The organism is Pseudomonas sp. 05N432, assembly GCF_056396945.1.
In genome coordinates this window covers 44405-59796 of record NZ_JBFTMM010000012.1, presented here as the reverse complement: position 1 = coordinate 59796, position 15392 = coordinate 44405, and the positions used below count along the sequence as shown (strand labels likewise).

General features: G+C 58.1%; 14 protein-coding genes. 4 read left to right on the top strand and 10 right to left on the bottom strand.

All coding sequences use genetic code 11. The features are described 5' to 3' along the window. Nucleotides 1-20: 20 nt before the first annotated feature. Both AC1DHT_RS14545 and rffA read right to left on the bottom strand, forming a co-directional pair. Complete coding sequence (locus AC1DHT_RS14545; protein ID WP_427543329.1) at nucleotides 21-1661, bottom strand: hypothetical protein; 1641 nt, start codon at nucleotides 1659-1661, stop codon at nucleotides 21-23. A 220-nt stretch (nucleotides 1662-1881) separates the two neighbouring features. Then, complete coding sequence (gene rffA, locus AC1DHT_RS14540; RefSeq protein WP_427543326.1) at nucleotides 1882-3021, bottom strand: dTDP-4-amino-4,6-dideoxygalactose transaminase; 1140 nt, start codon at nucleotides 3019-3021, stop codon at nucleotides 1882-1884. A gap of 371 nt (nucleotides 3022-3392) precedes the next feature. On the opposite strand from rffA, the gene AC1DHT_RS14535 reads away from it, so the two are divergent. Continuing rightward, nucleotides 3393-3659 (top strand): hypothetical protein, encoded by a 267-nt coding sequence (locus AC1DHT_RS14535; protein ID WP_427543489.1) that lies wholly within the window; start codon nucleotides 3393-3395, stop codon nucleotides 3657-3659. Continuing rightward, nucleotides 3659-4090, top strand: coding sequence for an acyl-CoA thioesterase (locus AC1DHT_RS14530; protein ID WP_427543323.1), 432 nt, complete (start codon nucleotides 3659-3661; stop codon nucleotides 4088-4090). Before AC1DHT_RS14535 ends, AC1DHT_RS14530 begins: the two co-directional genes overlap by 1 nt. Nucleotides 4091-4155: 65 nt before the next feature. On the opposite strand, the gene AC1DHT_RS14525 is transcribed toward AC1DHT_RS14530, so the two are convergent. From AC1DHT_RS14525 to yrfG, 5 genes are all read right to left on the bottom strand, one after another. Then, on the bottom strand, nucleotides 4156-4641 hold the full coding sequence (locus tag AC1DHT_RS14525) for a glycine zipper domain-containing protein (RefSeq protein WP_054595110.1): 486 nt from the start codon (nucleotides 4639-4641) through the stop codon (nucleotides 4156-4158). A 339-nt stretch (nucleotides 4642-4980) separates the two neighbouring features. Beyond that, on the bottom strand, nucleotides 4981-7329 hold the full coding sequence (locus AC1DHT_RS14520; RefSeq protein ID WP_427543320.1) for an FdhF/YdeP family oxidoreductase: 2349 nt from the start codon (nucleotides 7327-7329) through the stop codon (nucleotides 4981-4983). Beyond that, entirely contained in the window at nucleotides 7326-8165 is an 840-nt protein-coding gene (fdhD, locus tag AC1DHT_RS14515) for a formate dehydrogenase accessory sulfurtransferase FdhD (RefSeq protein ID WP_427543317.1), read from the bottom strand. The genes AC1DHT_RS14520 and fdhD overlap by 4 nt, the downstream gene beginning before the upstream one ends. Before the next feature lie 95 nt (nucleotides 8166-8260). After that, on the bottom strand, nucleotides 8261-9148 hold the full coding sequence (locus AC1DHT_RS14510; protein WP_427543314.1) for a LysR family transcriptional regulator: 888 nt from the start codon (nucleotides 9146-9148) through the stop codon (nucleotides 8261-8263). 213 nt (nucleotides 9149-9361) lie between these two features. After that, nucleotides 9362-10024, bottom strand: coding sequence for a GMP/IMP nucleotidase (gene yrfG, locus AC1DHT_RS14505; RefSeq protein WP_429539496.1), 663 nt, complete (start codon nucleotides 10022-10024; stop codon nucleotides 9362-9364). 88 nt (nucleotides 10025-10112) lie between these two features. On the opposite strand from yrfG, the gene nudE reads away from it, so the two are divergent. Then, the gene (gene nudE, locus AC1DHT_RS14500) at nucleotides 10113-10679 is read left to right on the top strand and encodes an ADP compounds hydrolase NudE (RefSeq protein WP_054595115.1); all 567 of its coding nucleotides are present in this window, start codon (nucleotides 10113-10115) and stop codon (nucleotides 10677-10679) included. Beyond that, nucleotides 10676-11512, top strand: coding sequence for a 3'(2'),5'-bisphosphate nucleotidase CysQ (gene cysQ / locus AC1DHT_RS14495; protein ID WP_427546381.1), 837 nt, complete (start codon nucleotides 10676-10678; stop codon nucleotides 11510-11512). The genes nudE and cysQ overlap by 4 nt, the downstream gene beginning before the upstream one ends. A gap of 150 nt (nucleotides 11513-11662) precedes the next feature. Here the strand turns inward: cysQ and AC1DHT_RS14490 are convergent, their stop codons facing one another. Genes AC1DHT_RS14490 through AC1DHT_RS14480 form a run of 3 tightly spaced genes read right to left on the bottom strand, consistent with a single transcriptional unit; the run spans nucleotide 11663 to nucleotide 15377 of the window. Beyond that, on the bottom strand, nucleotides 11663-12118 hold the full coding sequence (locus tag AC1DHT_RS14490) for a YiiD C-terminal domain-containing protein (RefSeq protein ID WP_054595117.1): 456 nt from the start codon (nucleotides 12116-12118) through the stop codon (nucleotides 11663-11665). A gap of 50 nt (nucleotides 12119-12168) precedes the next feature. After that, nucleotides 12169-13572: a sigma-54-dependent transcriptional regulator gene (locus AC1DHT_RS14485; RefSeq protein WP_427546379.1), complete on the bottom strand. Its 1404-nt coding sequence runs from the start codon at nucleotides 13570-13572 to the stop codon at nucleotides 12169-12171. Continuing rightward, entirely contained in the window at nucleotides 13569-15377 is a 1809-nt protein-coding gene (locus tag AC1DHT_RS14480) for a sensor histidine kinase (protein ID WP_427546377.1), read from the bottom strand. The genes AC1DHT_RS14485 and AC1DHT_RS14480 overlap by 4 nt, the downstream gene beginning before the upstream one ends. Nucleotides 15378-15392: the final 15 nt, after the last annotated feature.

Here is a 15392-nt window from a genome sequence, read left to right as displayed (position 1 = left end):
AAATGAATAAAATGCATGTTCTATAAGTCATTGAAATTGACACAGCAATAACCCATGTCATTGCTTTTTTGTGCTTTGCGAAACGGTGTAGGCATCCACTCACAGCGCGTAATAGCTCCGGGGCTGCCGAGTTCTCTCAAAAATGGAAGTAGCCGTCCGTTCACCAAGTCGCCACCAAAGCCGAATTCAGAAACATAGAGTACATGGATGGGCTTTTTGTCCTGGAGAAAAGCAAAGTATGTCATGTGGTCAAGCACAAGGCTTTCGGAGTTTTTAGGGGAAAGCCCGCAGGAAGCACCAAGGGCCTTTATGGAATTCAGGTGCGATTGCGTATTAAAAACCGGAATTGATAGGGGTTGACCAGGCAGAATCGCCTTCTCGGATGATGCGTTTTTTATCGTGGATGGAGTGACTAAAGATAGGAGCGTTATCATCGATAAAATGGAAAGCATCAAGATAGCGGAATAGCCGATGGCCAGGCTCCGGTATGATATTCTGGTGTCCGATGATGGAAGTAATAAAGCGGTTAAGATTATCGATATTGGAAGAAATTGAGAGCCGGAATAGAAGTTTTGAATATTGAAAAGCAGAGCATTTATAATGTCTGCCGATGCCAGAAAGGCAGCCAGGAGAATGGGGGCAGAAAGCTTTCTCTTTGCTAGTTTAATAACGAATTCTGTTACGCTCCAAAGGTGTGCGCCAACGATGAAGGCATAAAGTAAGTACTTTATCACCAGGTTTAATAGGAACAAGAAGCTGGTATTCCCTTCGATGGGAGGGAGCCAGCCTGATTGCGAGTACGCGTTGAAGGTTAAATGCGATAACAACCGCTCTGGAAAGTTTACGATATTGCTGTAGGCTGCCTGAATAAACTCAGTGGGTTCAGAAAAAAGCATCCCGGGCAACAATGTGTTGGCTGCCAGCATAGCTTGCATTGCTGGCGCATCTTTACAGGCTGCAATTGCGTTTGACTCGTGGAGCACTTGAGCAAATAATATAACCGCATAGGCAAGAAGTGCAAGGCGAATCAGTTTGTGATATGTCTCGGTTGTAAACCACAGAGCAGTCAGCAAAAAAGGGAGGAAAAACAGGCTTTTTGGATGTACATAAAAAAAGCAAGAAAGCACGATGGTAAATAATATCGCCCCTGCGAACTGTAATCCTAATGACTTCGTTCCCTTAAAATAGAGTGCTGACACACAGAAAATCAAAATGGGTAAAGTCATGAATTGTTCAGCGCGAGACAGCACCCACAAGTACGGCATAATGCCTAATGATGCGAATGCAATCAGGCCGGCAAACCGCCGAATGGCGGACGTTCTATCATCCGTTTGTTTAAAGCACCAGAGTGCAAGTAAAGCAAACCAGCCCAAGGATAAAATTATCCCACTTAACCGTACCCCAAGCGGTGTAAGGTAAGCATATGTCGCCGATACTAGTAGCGCGGCAGGATAGAAAACCCAAGAGACAGCTCGGTCAGACATTGTCGAGCACTGTGGAAAAAAAGAAACCAGGTTTTGATCTTCTAGAAAAAATCTGGCAACGCTCCATTTGGAAACTATTTCGTCTCCGTAGATCGGAACGAAAATCCCGCTCAGCAACAGGAAAAAAAACAAGCCGATAACGATAAGTGGTATTTTTTTTTCTGTTATTTTGTTCATGTTTACAACCTTGCGTATCGAAACAGTGTGATTTCTGATGGTTCACTTGTTTTTATTGTATTGGCTGCTTCACTTCCTAAGTCGGAAAGTGTCATCGAATGAAGAGGGGCCAATAAAAATCGCAATCGCTTCTTTGTTTTGTCTGAAGCAGGCGGCGGTGCAGGTGGTCGTAACCCAACATTGCTCTTGATGGGTTACCTGCTTTTTTCCTGTTTGCGACTTAGTTTGTGGCGTGCAATAAACACTCAATTACCCTTTGTTGTTGCGGTTCAGTGAGTCCTACCCATAAAGGCAATCTGATCAAACGTTCCGACTGTTGATTGGTGACTTCCAGCGAGCCCTGCATTCGCCCATAGCGCTGCCCGGCGGGCGAGGAGTGTAAAGGGACATAATGGAAAACCGCGTCAATGGAGTTTTGTTTCAAGGTGGTCAATACGTTATGTCGATCTATTTCCGGGTTAAGCAAGACATAATACATATGCGCGTTGTGCTGACATTCATTGGGAACTATCGGGCGACGCAAGATCCCATTGTCTTCAAGAGGGGCAAGCAGTTCATGGTAGTGCTGCCAACTCGCCAGACGTCGTGACGTGATTGTTTGCGCTTCCTGCAATTGCGCCCAGAGAAACGCTGCAATAAGTTCGCCAGGCAGGAAAGAAGAGCCTACTTCCTGCCATGTGTACTTATCGACTTCTCCGCGGAAAAACCGGCTGCGATCGGTTCCTTTTTCTCGAATGATTTCAGCACGTAAAGCCAGAGAGGCGTCTTTGACCAACAGCGCACCGCCCTCGCCGGAAATCACGTTCTTGGTTTCGTGGAAGCTGAAAGCCCCTAGATCGCCAATGCTTCCCAGTGCCTGTCCTTTATAGCTTGCCATCACCCCCTGAGCGGCATCCTCCACCACTTTCAAGCCATGGCGACGAGCGATGTCCAGGATGATATCCATTTCACACGCTACGCCTGCGTAATGGACGGGGACGATCGCTCTGGTCCGGGAGGTAATAGCCTCTTCAATCAGCTGTTCGTCAAGGTTCAGGGTGTCTTCCCGTATATCGACGAAAACGGGCACTGCACCGCGTAAAACAAACGCGTTAGCCGTTGAGACGAAAGTGAAGGAAGGCATGATGACTTCGTCACCAGGCTGAATGTCCAGCAGCAACGCAGCCATTTCGAGAGCGGCGGTGCATGAGTGGGTAAGGAGCGCTTTGACAGAGCCTGTTGTTTCTTCGAGCCAACGGTGGCAATGCTTGGTGAACGGACCATCTCCGGCGAGTACGTTGCCGAGTTTCGCCTGTTCAATGAAATGAAATTCCTGACCTGTCATATAAGGTCGGTTGAACTGGATCTTTCCGATGCTCACGTCATGCCTCCGGGCCTGTAAGATTTTGCATTGAAGCCAATTAGCAGGTCTTTGCATTCATTTCTTGTTCTGCTAAGCGAGGTTTTAAATAAGAAGGCCGGTTCACACCTGTCCGCTCGCATGTATTTACGGCTGCGACTGATCATAGCTTAACCCTCCTTTTAAGCCCACATTCAAGCTCACATTCAAGCCTCGCAGGGACTGTCTAATTGATGACGTGCCGAGCGCTGAGCGGTTGCTGCGATTCTTGTGCGGGATCGTTTATGGCATCCATCCGCTGAATGCCGCTCATCATGGGGATAAATTTCAAAAAGATCGCTGGGCTGACTATGGTGAATGCTGTTTTTGGATCGCTAACAAGAGAGCAAACCATGAACCAGACGCCGTTCCAGATTCAGCGTGCCGCCGTGGCCGAAACCTACGTCCACACCGTGTACCAGGGCCGGATTGATCAGGCCGAAGCCGATGTGCGCATTGCCTGTGATGGCCTCTTCGGGAGCAAGCCCACTCCCACACTGGATCTCGGTCGGACGCAAATGTTGTATTCACTGAAAATCAACTGCGTGGGCTTGCTCGCGAAGAACGATAACGCGGTTTTCGCCTTAGACTGGCTGTTCAACTCCAGGAACCGACACTGATGCCCAACCCGATGCCTCAACGCTCCGACTACCGTCACTTCCAGCCGATCATCACCCGCTGGCACGACAATGATGTCTATGGCCATGTGAATAACGTGACCTATTACAGCTTCTTTGATACGGCGGTGAATACCTACCTGATCGAAGTCGGTGGTCTGGATATTCATGACGGTGAAGTGGTGGGGTTTGTGGTGAGTTCGGCGTGCGATTACTTCGCTTCGGTCGCTTTTCCCGAGCGTATTGAAATTGGTTTGCGGGTGGGCAAGTTGGGCAGCAGTTCGGTGCAATACGAACTGGCGGCGTTCAAGGCCGGGGAAGCGGACGCCTGCGCGGCAGGGCGCTTTGTGCATGTGTTTGTGGATCGCACCTCGAATCAGCCGGTGGCGATTCCCGCTGGGTTACGCAAGGCATTGGAGCAGTTGCTGGTGTGAAACGAAAAATCGCAGCCCGAGGGCTGCGATTTTTTTGGAATCCGTTGCGTGACACTGCTCGAGTGTCAGTCGCGATAGTACCGGTGGTGATGCTTGCGATGGCCGTAAGCATGGCCACGGCCTGGGTGGTCATCATAGTCGCGGTAGTAACGGCGGCCACCACGGTCACGACCGCCACGGTCTTCGTCATAGCTGCTGTTGCCCATATGGTTACCCAGCGCACCGCCCACGCCACCGCCGGCGGCTGCGCCGATCAGGCTGCCTGTGGTGCCGCCCATGCTGCGGCCGACCACGTTACCGCCGGCTGCGCCGAGTGCACCACCGATGGCGGCTTCGCCACGGCTGTGTCTGTTGGCACCTACCGCACTACCACCGGCGCCGCCCAAGGCTGCACCAATGGTCGAACCGGTGCTGCCACCCAGCGATTGACCTACCACTGAGCCAAGAACCCCGCCCAATGCGCCGCCAACACCTGCCTCGGCGGTGCCACCGGCAGATGCGGCGCCACTGATCAGGCCAAGGGACAACAAGAGAATCGAGGAGAACTTCATGAGAGGAGCCTCAAAGGGATGACGGCGCGATCCTGAGGCTGTGTCGCGATGGTTACAATAGAAATCCGACGAGTAACACGACTTGTGCACAATTTTCTAAGTTATTGTTTTATAGACGGAACTTAATGGATTTTCGCGGGTCTTTTGCTACTTGCGACAGGCCGCTTTGATACAAAAGCGGCCTTTTTTGTGGGCGTTTGGAAAGCGTCGGAACAGGTGTTGGCCGTGCGGACGCCATCGCGAGCAGGCTCGCTCCCACGAATGAACCTTCGTCGAACACAACATCTGCGCTCACTGAGTTTCAACGGTGGGAGCGAGCCTGCTCGCGATGGCGGTGTATCAGGCAGACTTCGCCATGATCAGCCCGGTCTCGCTTGCCGCTTCCAAACGGATTGCCACGAACTTCGAGGTCGGTGTGTGGCTACCGTCACCGATACTTTCCAGCGGCACCAACGGGTTCACTTCCGGGTAGTAGGCGGCGGCTTGTCCGGCGGGAATATCGAACGCCAGCAAGGTGAAGCCTTTGACACGCCGCTCACGGCCATCATCCCAGATCGACACGATATCGGCTTTCTGCCCCGGTTTGAAACCCAGGCGAATGATGTCGGCTTCGTTGACGAACAGCACGTTACGCTGACCCTTGACCCCGCGATAACGGTCGTCGAGACCGTAAATGGTGGTGTTGTACTGATCGTGAGAGCGCATTGACTGCATGATCAGGTCCGGCAACTGCCCGGTGGCGCGGGTGCGCTCGTGTACCAGATCGACCGGCAGGATGTTCGGCCGGAAATTGGCGCGACCCGACGAAGTGTTCCAGCGCCGGACACGTGCGCTGTTGCCCAGATAGAAGCCGCCCGGGTTCTCGAGCTTCTGGTTGAAGTCCTTGAAGCCCGGAATGGTGTCGGCAATCAGTTCGCGGATACGGCGGTAATCGGCCACCAGCCAATTCCAGTCGACAGGCGTGGCGCCCAAGGTCGCGGCAGCGATGCCGGCGATGATCGACGGTTCCGAGCGCATCTGTTTTGACAGCGGCTGCAGCTGGCCGTTGGAGGCGTGAACCATGCTGAACGAATCTTCGACCGTTACCGCTTGCGCCCCTTCGGTTTGCAAGTCGATGTCGGTGCGCCCCAGGCACGGCAGGATCAGCGCTTCTTTACCGTGCGCCAGATGGCTACGGTTGAGCTTGGTGCTGATTTGCACGGTGAGGTCGCAATTGCTCAGGGCCTGGAAGGTCCGTGGGCTGTCCGGCGTGGCTTGGGCAAAGTTGCCGCCCAGACCGATGAAAACTTTCGAGCGACCGTCGAGCATCGCGTGGATGGCCTCGACCACGTTGTGACCGTTCTCACGCGGCATCTTGAGCTGGAAGCGCCGCTCCAGTGCATCGAGGAAGAACGCCGGCGGGCGTTCATTAATGCCCATGGTCCGGTCGCCTTGCACATTGCTGTGCCCGCGCACCGGGCACAGGCCCGCGCCCGGCCGACCGATGTTGCCGCGCAGCAGCATCAGGTTGGCGATTTCCTGGATGGTCGCCACCGAGTGCCGGTGCTGGGTAATGCCCATGGCCCAGCACATGATCACGTTCTTGCCTTTGGCGTACATGCGCGCCGCTTGCTCGATCTCTTCCAGAGTCAACCCGGACTGCTCGACGATCTGCTCCCACGAGGTGTCGTCGATCTCGCCCAGGTAGTCGAGCACGCTGGCGGTGTGTTCGTTGAGGAAGTCGTGGTCGAACACCGATGGCGCGTCGGTTTGCTGCGCCTCGCGTTCCCATTGCAGCAGGAACTTGGCCATGCCGCGCAGCAGCGCCATGTCGCCGCCCAACGCTGGACGGAAGTACGCGGTGTTGGTCGGCTTGTCACCGTTGGTGAGCATTTCGAGCGGGTGCTGCGGGTGCTGGAAACGCTCCAGGCCACGCTCTTTGAGCGGGTTGATGCACACCACCTGGGCGCCGCGCTTCACTGCTTCGCGCAGAGGTTCGAGCATCCGTGGATGGTTGGTGCCGGGGTTCTGGCCCCAGACGAAAATCGCGTCTGCGTGTTCGAAGTCGTCGAAGGTCACCGTGCCTTTGCCGACACCGACACTCTGCGCCATGGCCACACCGCTGGCCTCGTGGCACATGTTCGAGCAGTCAGGGAAGTTGTTGGTGCCGAAAGCGCGGACGAACAGCTGATAGAGATACGCCGCTTCGTTGCTGGCGCGGCCCGAAGTGTAGAACTCGGCCTGATTCGGACTCGACAGGTTCTGCAGGTGTTTACCGATCAGTGCGAAGGCGGCTTCCCAACTGATGGGGGTGTAACGGTCGGTTTCGGCGTCGTAGCTCATCGGCTCGGTCAGCCGGCCTTGATACTCGAGCCAGTAGTCGCTCTGCTCCAACAACGAGCTGACGCTGTGCTTGGCGAAGAATGCGGCATCGACCCGGCGCTTGGTGGCTTCCCAGTTRACCGCTTTGGCGCCGTTCTCGCAGAACATCACCATGCCCTTTTCCGGAGAATCGCCCCAGGCGCAACCGGGGCAGTCGAAGCCGCCGTTCTGGTTGGTCTTGAGCATTATGCGGAGGTTTTTCAGTGCGTTATCGCTGGTCAACCAGGCCTGGGCGACGCTGATCAGTGCGCCCCAGCCACCGGCTGGGCCTTTGTAGGGTTTGTAGCGGGGGACGGGTTTCTGGTCGGCTTGACGATGTTGACTCACGCTTGGTTCTCCGTCGCAGGGCTATAGACCCGCGGCGCACTTTTTTGCGGCAGGTGGATAAGATTGAGGTTGTGCCGGCGTGCCCATTGCACGGCCAGGCCGGTGGGCGACGACAGGCTGACCAGTGTCTGGATGCCGGCGCGCAACACTTTCTGGATCAGTTCGAGGCTGCAACGGCTGGTGACTATCACCAGTCCACCCGCCATCGGGATGTCCTGGCGGATCAGCGCGCCAATCAGCTTGTCGAGCGCGTTGTGCCGGCCGATGTCTTCACGGCCCAGCAGCAACTCGCCCTGGTTGTTCATGAACACAGCGGCGTGAACTGCGCCGCTGTATTGGCCCAATGGCTGGAATGCACCGATGCGCTGGCGCAGGCCTTCAAGCCATTGTGCGGGGGGTAAGGGGGCGCCGGGCAATACGTTGAGTTGCGGCAAGGCTTGCTCCACCGCTTCGACGCCACAGAGTCCACAACCGCTGGTACCGGCCAGTTGCCGACGTTGCTGCTTGAGGTTCCAGAACGCGCGGCTGGAAATGCTGACCTGCGCGTACTGTGCCGAACCGGACCCGCTGAGTTGCAGGTCATAGAGGTCAGAAACGTCACTGATGATCCCGCTGCCCAGGCTGAAACCGACGATGAAGTCTTCCAGGTCGCTTGGTGTCACCAGCATTACCGCCTGGCTGATGCCGTTGTAGGCGATCGCCAACGCCACTTCCTCAGCGAGCGCGGTGCTGGCTGATTCGCTGTGGTCGAGGTTGCAATACTGATAGTTCTGACTGGCGGCGGGCGTGGGCATTTCGAGGGCGGGCGCCCCGCAGACCGGAGGCTTGGCTTTCATGGGGGCAATACCGGCGGTTTATCCAGCCTTAAGCCTAGGCGCGTCAATGTGTCACGTCTAATCGCTATTACTGATCTGCCGATAGATAGCGTCGATCAAGCGTTCGTCAGTGATTTCTGATAGTGCGTGAAACACGCTTCAGCCAGTGCCGAGCGCGGAGCACCGCGGCGCATGATCAGCCCCAGCCGGCCAAGGGTCTGCGCATTTTCAATCGGTTGCAGGCGCAGATGCTCGGTCAGCGTTTCGAGTCCGCCGTCCAGTGGCATCACTGCGCAACACAGGCCACCGTGCACAGCTTGCAACAATTGATGGACTGCGTCGGTCTGTAACAACGGCTGCGGGCTGAGACCTCGGCTGTGGAAGTTGTGGTCGATGGATTGGCGAAAGTGCATGCCACTGGTGAGCATGCCCAAGGGCAGTTCGATCAGTGCTTCCCAGCTCAAGGGCTTTTCACCGAAGTTGAAAAAGCGCTGGTCGTAGAGCAGGCCCATGCGGGTTTCGCTGAAGGCCAGTGAGTCGAAGCGCTCGCTATCAAGGCGTTCAAGATAAGACACGCCGAGGTCCAGGCGATTGTTCCCCAAGTGTTCGAGGATCTGCTCGGAGCTCAAGGCCGAGAGTTCGAAGCGCAGGTTCGGGTGTTCGGCGTGCAGTTGTTGCATCAGTGGCAGCGGATCAAAACTCGACAGCGGCACTACGCCCAGGCGCAAGGTGCCGACCAGGTTGCCGCGACAGGCTGCGGCCTCGGCCTGCAAACCGTCACAGGCGGCCAGCACGGTGCGCGCCCAGGCCAGCACCCGCTCGCCCGGCGCGGTGAAACCTTCGAAGCGCTGGCCGCGATTGACCAACGCCAGATCGAGTTCTTCCTCAAGGCTGCGCAAGCGCATCGACAGGGTGGGCTGAGTGATGTGGCAGCGCGCAGCGGCCTGGCCGAAGTGCCGGGTTTCGTCGAGGGCGATGAGGAATTTCAGCTGTTTGATGTCCATCGTCGCTCCATGGCGCAGGCAAAGGGCGCGATTCTAGCGCTTGTGCCTGGTCGGTTGGGAACCGCGTTGGAATTGCCGGGTAACCCTCAAGACCGCATAACGGCTTTCGCGAGCAAGCCCGCTCCCACATTTGATCCGTAGCGAACACATAATTTATGTACGAAGAAGATCCAGTGTGGGAGCGAGCCTGCTCGCGATGCAGGCGACTCGATCTCAGAGCCCTGCTATGAGCTCGCGATAGTCTCTAACCGCTGTAAATTCCGCGGTGTCTTTGGGTTCTTTGCGGCTGTCTGGCTGGCTCACGGCCAACAGATGCGCCACGCCAAAATCCCGAGCACTGCGCAGGATCGGCAACGTATCGTCGATAAACAGGCTGCGGCGTGGATCGAAGTCGATGTCTGCACGCAAGGCGTCCCAGAATTGCGGGTTTTCCTTGGCGAAACCGTAATCGTGGGAGCTGATCAACCGCTCGAAGTAGGGCGCCAGTTCGACTTTTTCCAGCTTCAGCGACAACGAGTCACGGTGGGCGTTGGTGATCAGGATCACGCGCTTTCCGGCCTGCTTGATCGCTGCCAGAAAGGTATCGGCGTCTGGCCGCAATGCGATCAGATGGGCAGTCTCGAGTTTCAACTCGCGCACCGGCAGCTTCAGCTCTGCGCTCCAGAAGTCCAGGCAGTACCACTGCAACTGACCGGCGTTACGCTCGAACAACGGCTGCAATTCCAGCTCGGCCATGGCCTGACTGACACCATGCAGCTCGGCATAACGCCTGGGCAGGTGTTCCATCCAGAAATGGTTGTCGTAATGCAGGTCCAGCAGCGTGCCGTCCATGTCCAGCAGAACGGTATCAATGTCGCGCCAGGGCAGTGATGGCATTGAAAACTTCTCCAGCGGTAAAAAGATATCCGACATAAACAATCAAGAAAGCCGCGTTATAGTACCGCGTTCACGCCAAGGAGCCGTCATGCGCCAGAAACCCGAAGTATTAGCCCGCGAGATCGTCGCCACCACCCGCTTGTTCTGCGTTGAAGAGGTGCAGCTGCGCTTTTCCAATGGCGTCGAGCGCACCTATGAGCGATTGGTCGGCAAGGGCGCCGGGTATGGCGCAGTGATGATCGTGGCAATGCTCGATTCCGACCACGCGGTGCTGGTTGAAGAATACTGCGGCGGAACCGATGCCTATGAATTGTCGCTACCCAAGGGCTTGATCGAACCTGGTGAGGATGTATTGGCAGCGGCCGAGCGTGAGCTCAAGGAAGAGGCCGGTTTTGGCGCCCGGCAACTGGAGCATCTGACCGAGCTGTCGCTGTCGCCCGGTTACATGAGCCAGAAGATTCAGGTGGTGTTGGCGACTGATTTGTACGAAGAAAGCCTTGAAGGCGATGAGCCGGAACCGATGCGCGTGGACCGGGTCAATCTGCGAGAGCTCGCGGCGCTGGCGCAAAACCCGCAGTTCACCGAGGGCCGTGCCTTGGCGGCGTTGTACCTGGCCCGTGATCTATTGACGCAGCGTGGAGTGTTTCAACCGTGAGTGATTTCCCCCAGGTTCATCCTTTGCTGGCCCCCGTGATCGAGTTGGCGCTGAAGGCCGGCGAGGTCATTCTGCCGTTCTGGCGCACCGGCACCGAAGTGACTGCCAAGGCTGATGATTCGCCAGTCACCGCCGCCGATCTGGCCGCTCATCATCTGATTCTGGCAGGGCTGACAGCGCTTGATCCGAGCATCCCGGTGCTCTCGGAAGAAGACGCCGACATTGCGCAATCGGTGCGTGCCGGTTGGCAGCGCTGGTGGCTGGTAGACCCGCTGGATGGCACCAAGGAGTTCATTTCCGGCAGTGAAGAATTCACCGTCAATATCGCGCTGATCGAACAGGGGCACGTGGTGTTTGGCGTAGTGTCGATGCCGACCAACGGCCGCTGCTACTTCGGTGGCGCCGGGCTCGGGGCTTGGCGTGCTGACAAGGATTCTGCGCCGCTGCCGATTCAGGTCCGTGATGTGCCGCCTGCTGGTGAAGCGTTTACCGTGGTTGCCAGCCGTCGACATTCAAGCCCTGAGCAAGAGCGCTTGCTCGCGGGCTTGAGTGCCAGCCTGGGCGAACTGCAACTGGCCAATATCGGCAGTTCGCTGAAGTTTTGCCTGCTGGCGGAGGGCGCGGCGGATTGTTATCCACGGCTGGCACCAACCTCTCAGTGGGACACGGCTGCTGCGCAAGGCGTGCTCGAAGGTGCGGGTGGCGAGGTGCTGGACTTGAGCGGTGAGCCGTTCAGTTATCCGGCGCGAGAGTCGTTGCGCAATTCATTTTTCCTGGCGCTGCCGGCCAAAGCCGCATGGCGCGAGAAGCTGCTGGAACTGGCTCGCTCCTGAGCACACCGCAGCCTTGTGGCGAGGGAGCTTGCTCCCGCTGGGTCGCGAAGCGACCCTAATATCAGCCACCGAGAGTATTCAAATGGAACGCGATTACCGGATTACGACCGCTTCGCGGCCGAGCGGGAGCAAGCTCCCTCGCCACAGGGTTTATCGATGCAGCACATACTGTCCGGTAAACGTCACCGCATCCTCATCGCTATCGACGTTGACGACCCGTGTATGCAACGCCAACCGTGCCCGGCCGTAGCGTTGGTACATCGCCAAAAACTTCCTCCACACCGCCGCACTTGGCGCCATGCAAATGGCAATGGCATCGCCAGTGACCGGCAGCGGATAGCTGATCTGACCTTCCTGAATCACGATGTGCCCGCCCTCGACGCCTTCTTCGCGCAGGCGCAAATGCAGCCAGCCCCAACCCGCCAACACCGCGCCACAGTACAAACTACCGCCAAACATGGTGCTCTTGTGATTGACGTTGGCCGCCAGCGGCAAGTGCAGGCGTAATTGCCGGTCGTGCCAGTCGAGTACCTTGAGGCCCATATCCCGGGTGAGGGGAATGTCGCGATGGAGGACGGATTCCAGGTGACGGCTGTCGCGGTTCATGCACGGGCCTCGCAGTGTGGGACGCTTGGGGGAAGGTTAGTCGGCGTGTCTCAATCAAGCTCGTCGGCGTTGCTGTTGGCGCCGCCGCCATCGGCAAAGTTCAAGCCGTGTTTGCGCAGTTTGTCATGCAGGGTTTTGCGTGGAATACCCAGCGCTTCGGCGACACTGCGCAGTGAGCTGTGAGTGCGCGCCAGTTCGGCGGCGATCAGGTTCCTTTCGAAGCTTTCCACCTGCTCGCTCAGATTGCCGCTGAGCACAGCGCTGTGCGGTGCTGGAGTGCCGTCTGGAGCACCGTTATCCAGCGCCAGTTCCAGGCCCAGGGCGAAACGTTCGGCGGCGTTTTGCAATTCACGGACGTTGCCGGGCCAGGTATGACGCAACAGCAGGGCCCGTTGTCCGGGTTGCAGTTCGTGGGGTGGCAAGCCATGACGCTCACTGGCTTCGTTGGCGAAATGCTGGAACAGCATCAGCGCGTCTTCGCCCCGTTCGCGCAGAGGTGGAATGCGCAGTGGCGCGACGTTCAGGCGGTAATACAAGTCCGCACGAAAACGCCCTTGATCCGCCGATTGGCGCAGGTCTTCCTTGGTTGCGGCGATGATCCGGATATCCAGCGGGATCAACTGATTGCCACCCAAACGCTCGACCACCCGCTCTTGTAGCAAACGCAGCAGTTTCACCTGCACGTCCAGGCTCATGCTTTCGATTTCATCGAGGAACAGCGTGCCGCCGTTGGCGAATTCGAATTTGCCGATCCGGCGCTTTTGCGCGCCAGTGAAGGCGCCCGGTTCGTGGCCGAACAGTTCGCTTTCGACCACCGATTCGGCCAGAGCCCCGGCATTGATGGCTACGAACGGGCCATTGCGGCGATTCGACAGGTCGTGCAGGGCACGGGCCACCACTTCCTTGCCGGCACCGGTTTCACCGAGGATCAGCACGTCGGCCTTGGTCGGTGCCAATGCGCCGATCTGTTCGCGCAGGCGCTGCATTGGCGGCGATTGCCCGACCAGTCGCGTGCTCAGTTCATTGCGATCGCTCAAGGCCAACCGCAGGCTGCGGTTATCCAGCACCAGTTGGCGCAGGGCCAGGGCACGGCGCACGCTGTCGAGCAATGCGTCACTGGCGAACGGTTTTTCGAGGAAGTCATAAGCACCGGCACGCATCGCTTGCACCGCCAGGGGGACATCGCCGTGGCCGGTGATCAGCAATACCGGCAGTTCCGGGTCCTGGGCGTGCAATTCATTCAACAGTTCGAGACCGTCCATGCCCGGCATGCGAATGTCACTGACCACCACACCCGGCCAGTCGCGCTCAAGGCGTGAGGCCAGGCCCTTGGCTTCGGCCAACGGGAGGATTTTCAGTCCGGCGAGGTCCAGCGTCTGGCTCAGGGCCTGGCGCAGATGCGGATCGTCATCGATCAGCACCACCTGGATACGGTTGTCTATGAGGTTACTCATTCACTGCGGTCCTCGGACGGTTGCAGACTTACACCGGGTGCGCCCGCGCGCAGCCGCAGGGTGATCAGGGCGCCACCTTCCTTGTGGTTGGCGAACGACAGCTCACCGCCGAAGGCACGCATCAACGTGTCGCAAATAGCCAATCCCAGCCCAAGGCCCTGAGTGCGGGTCTTGGTGGTGTAGAACGGTTCACCGGCGCGACCGAGGGCCTCCATGCAGAACCCCGGGCCGTTATCGCGAATGTACAGGTTGACGCCGTCGGCGGTGGATTCGGCACTCAACCAGAGCTTACGGGGCGGGCCTTTTTCGGTCAGGGCATCAAGGGCGTTGGCCAGCAGGTTACCGAGCACCTGGCGCAGGCGGGTTTCGCCGGCCTCGACCCACAGCGTGGCAGCCGGCAGGTCCCGGATCAGTTCGACCTCCATTGCCCGCCTGCGCTTGGCCAGCAACGCCAGTGCATCGTCCAGTGCCGGTTGCAGCGCAACACTTTCCGGGGCGTGACGGTCGCGACGGGCGAAGGCGCGCAGGTGGGCGATGATCGAGGCCATGCGTCCGGTCAGCTCGCTGATCAGTTTCAGGTTGCCGCGGGCATCGTCGGTACGTTGATGGTCGAGCAGCACTTCGGCGTTTTCCGCGTAGCTGCGAATCGCCGCCAGCGGTTGATTGAGCTCATGACTGATGCTCGCCGACATGGTACCCAGCGCCGAGAGTTTGCCGGCCTGGACCAGATCATCCTGGGCGCGCACCAGTTCCTGTTGCGCCTGTTCGCGTTCCAGCACTTCCTGCTTTAGGCGGCGGTTGAGCCCTTCAAGGTCGCTGGTTCTTTCGGCGACGCGCGCTTCCAGCTCGCGTCGGGTCTTGGCCTCGAAGGCGATGCGCTGCAAATAGTGGCGACGGCGTTGCATCATCAGCCCCAGCAGTAACATCAACACCAGCAGCGTCGCCCCGCCGATGGCCAACACCGTGCGCACCGGGCGGTCGATCAGGGTTCTGGGTGCGAGGATACTGACACTCCAGCCGGTTTCTTCGATCTGCTGAGTCTGGATCAGCCAAGCGTCCGGGTTGAGGTTCAGCGGTTGCGGATCACGGGTCGGGTAGGGCTGGACGGCAGAGATCGCGTGGCGTTCTTCGTCAGTCAGCGGTCGGGTCGCCCTGAAGCGCCATTCCGGGCGCGAGGTGATGATGACCACCCCGTTGTGATCGGTCAGCAGCAGTTGTTCCGGGGTGTTGCCCCAGAGGCTTTCGGTGTGGTCGAGGTCGACCTTGACCACCAGCACACCGATGATCTGCTCGCCATCGCGCACGGCGCCTGCAAAGAAATAACCGCGTTTGGCCGACGTCGTGCCCAGGCCGAAAAAGCGCCCGAGGCGGCCTTGCATCGCTTCGCTGAAATACGGCCGGAAGGCAAAGTTACGCCCGACAAAACTGTCGTGCTTGTCCCAGTTGGAGGCCGCCAGGGTCTTGCCGCGGGTGTCCATCAGGTACATGACTTCGGCGCCAGTCTGGGCGCGGATGTCCTTGAGCAGGCGATTGGCGTTGTCGGTGGCCTGCGGCTCATATGGCGCGGCGAGAACGGCACGCAGGGCCGGTAGATCACCGAGGATCTGCGGCAAGACTTCATAGCGGTGCAGGGTCCCCAGCAGGTTGGCGACGTAGAGGTCTAGCGTCTGGCGATTTTGCCCGACCAGCTCGCTGCGGTAATAACGCTCGGCCAGATGCTGCAGTGGCCACAGCAACGGCGCCAGGCACACGGCGAGCAGCGCCAGGCTGCGCCAGCGGGGTCTGCGGGGGAGTGTTGGGGTCATAAGCATCGGGCGCCT

What these genes read in the sequence shown, in the direction of transcription:
- AC1DHT_RS14545 (WP_427543329.1), bottom strand. Translation starts at nt 1,661, where the DNA reads ATGAACAAAATAACAGAAAAAAAAATACCACTTATCGTTATCGGCTTG.
- AC1DHT_RS14535 (WP_427543489.1), top strand. Translation starts at nt 3,393, where the DNA reads ATGAACCAGACGCCGTTCCAGATTCAGCGTGCCGCCGTGGCCGAAACC.
- AC1DHT_RS14530 (WP_427543323.1), top strand. Translation starts at nt 3,659, where the DNA reads ATGCCCAACCCGATGCCTCAACGCTCCGACTACCGTCACTTCCAGCCG.
- AC1DHT_RS14525 (WP_054595110.1), bottom strand. Translation starts at nt 4,641, where the DNA reads ATGAAGTTCTCCTCGATTCTCTTGTTGTCCCTTGGCCTGATCAGTGGC.
- fdhD (WP_427543317.1), bottom strand. Translation starts at nt 8,165, where the DNA reads ATGAAAGCCAAGCCTCCGGTCTGCGGGGCGCCCGCCCTCGAAATGCCC.
- AC1DHT_RS14510 (WP_427543314.1), bottom strand. Translation starts at nt 9,148, where the DNA reads ATGGACATCAAACAGCTGAAATTCCTCATCGCCCTCGACGAAACCCGG.
- yrfG (WP_429539496.1), bottom strand. Translation starts at nt 10,024, where the DNA reads ATGCCATCACTGCCCTGGCGCGACATTGATACCGTTCTGCTGGACATG.
- nudE (WP_054595115.1), top strand. Translation starts at nt 10,113, where the DNA reads ATGCGCCAGAAACCCGAAGTATTAGCCCGCGAGATCGTCGCCACCACC.
- AC1DHT_RS14490 (WP_054595117.1), bottom strand. Translation starts at nt 12,118, where the DNA reads ATGAACCGCGACAGCCGTCACCTGGAATCCGTCCTCCATCGCGACATT.
- AC1DHT_RS14485 (WP_427546379.1), bottom strand. Translation starts at nt 13,572, where the DNA reads ATGAGTAACCTCATAGACAACCGTATCCAGGTGGTGCTGATCGATGAC.
- AC1DHT_RS14480 (WP_427546377.1), bottom strand. Translation starts at nt 15,377, where the DNA reads ATGACCCCAACACTCCCCCGCAGACCCCGCTGGCGCAGCCTGGCGCTG.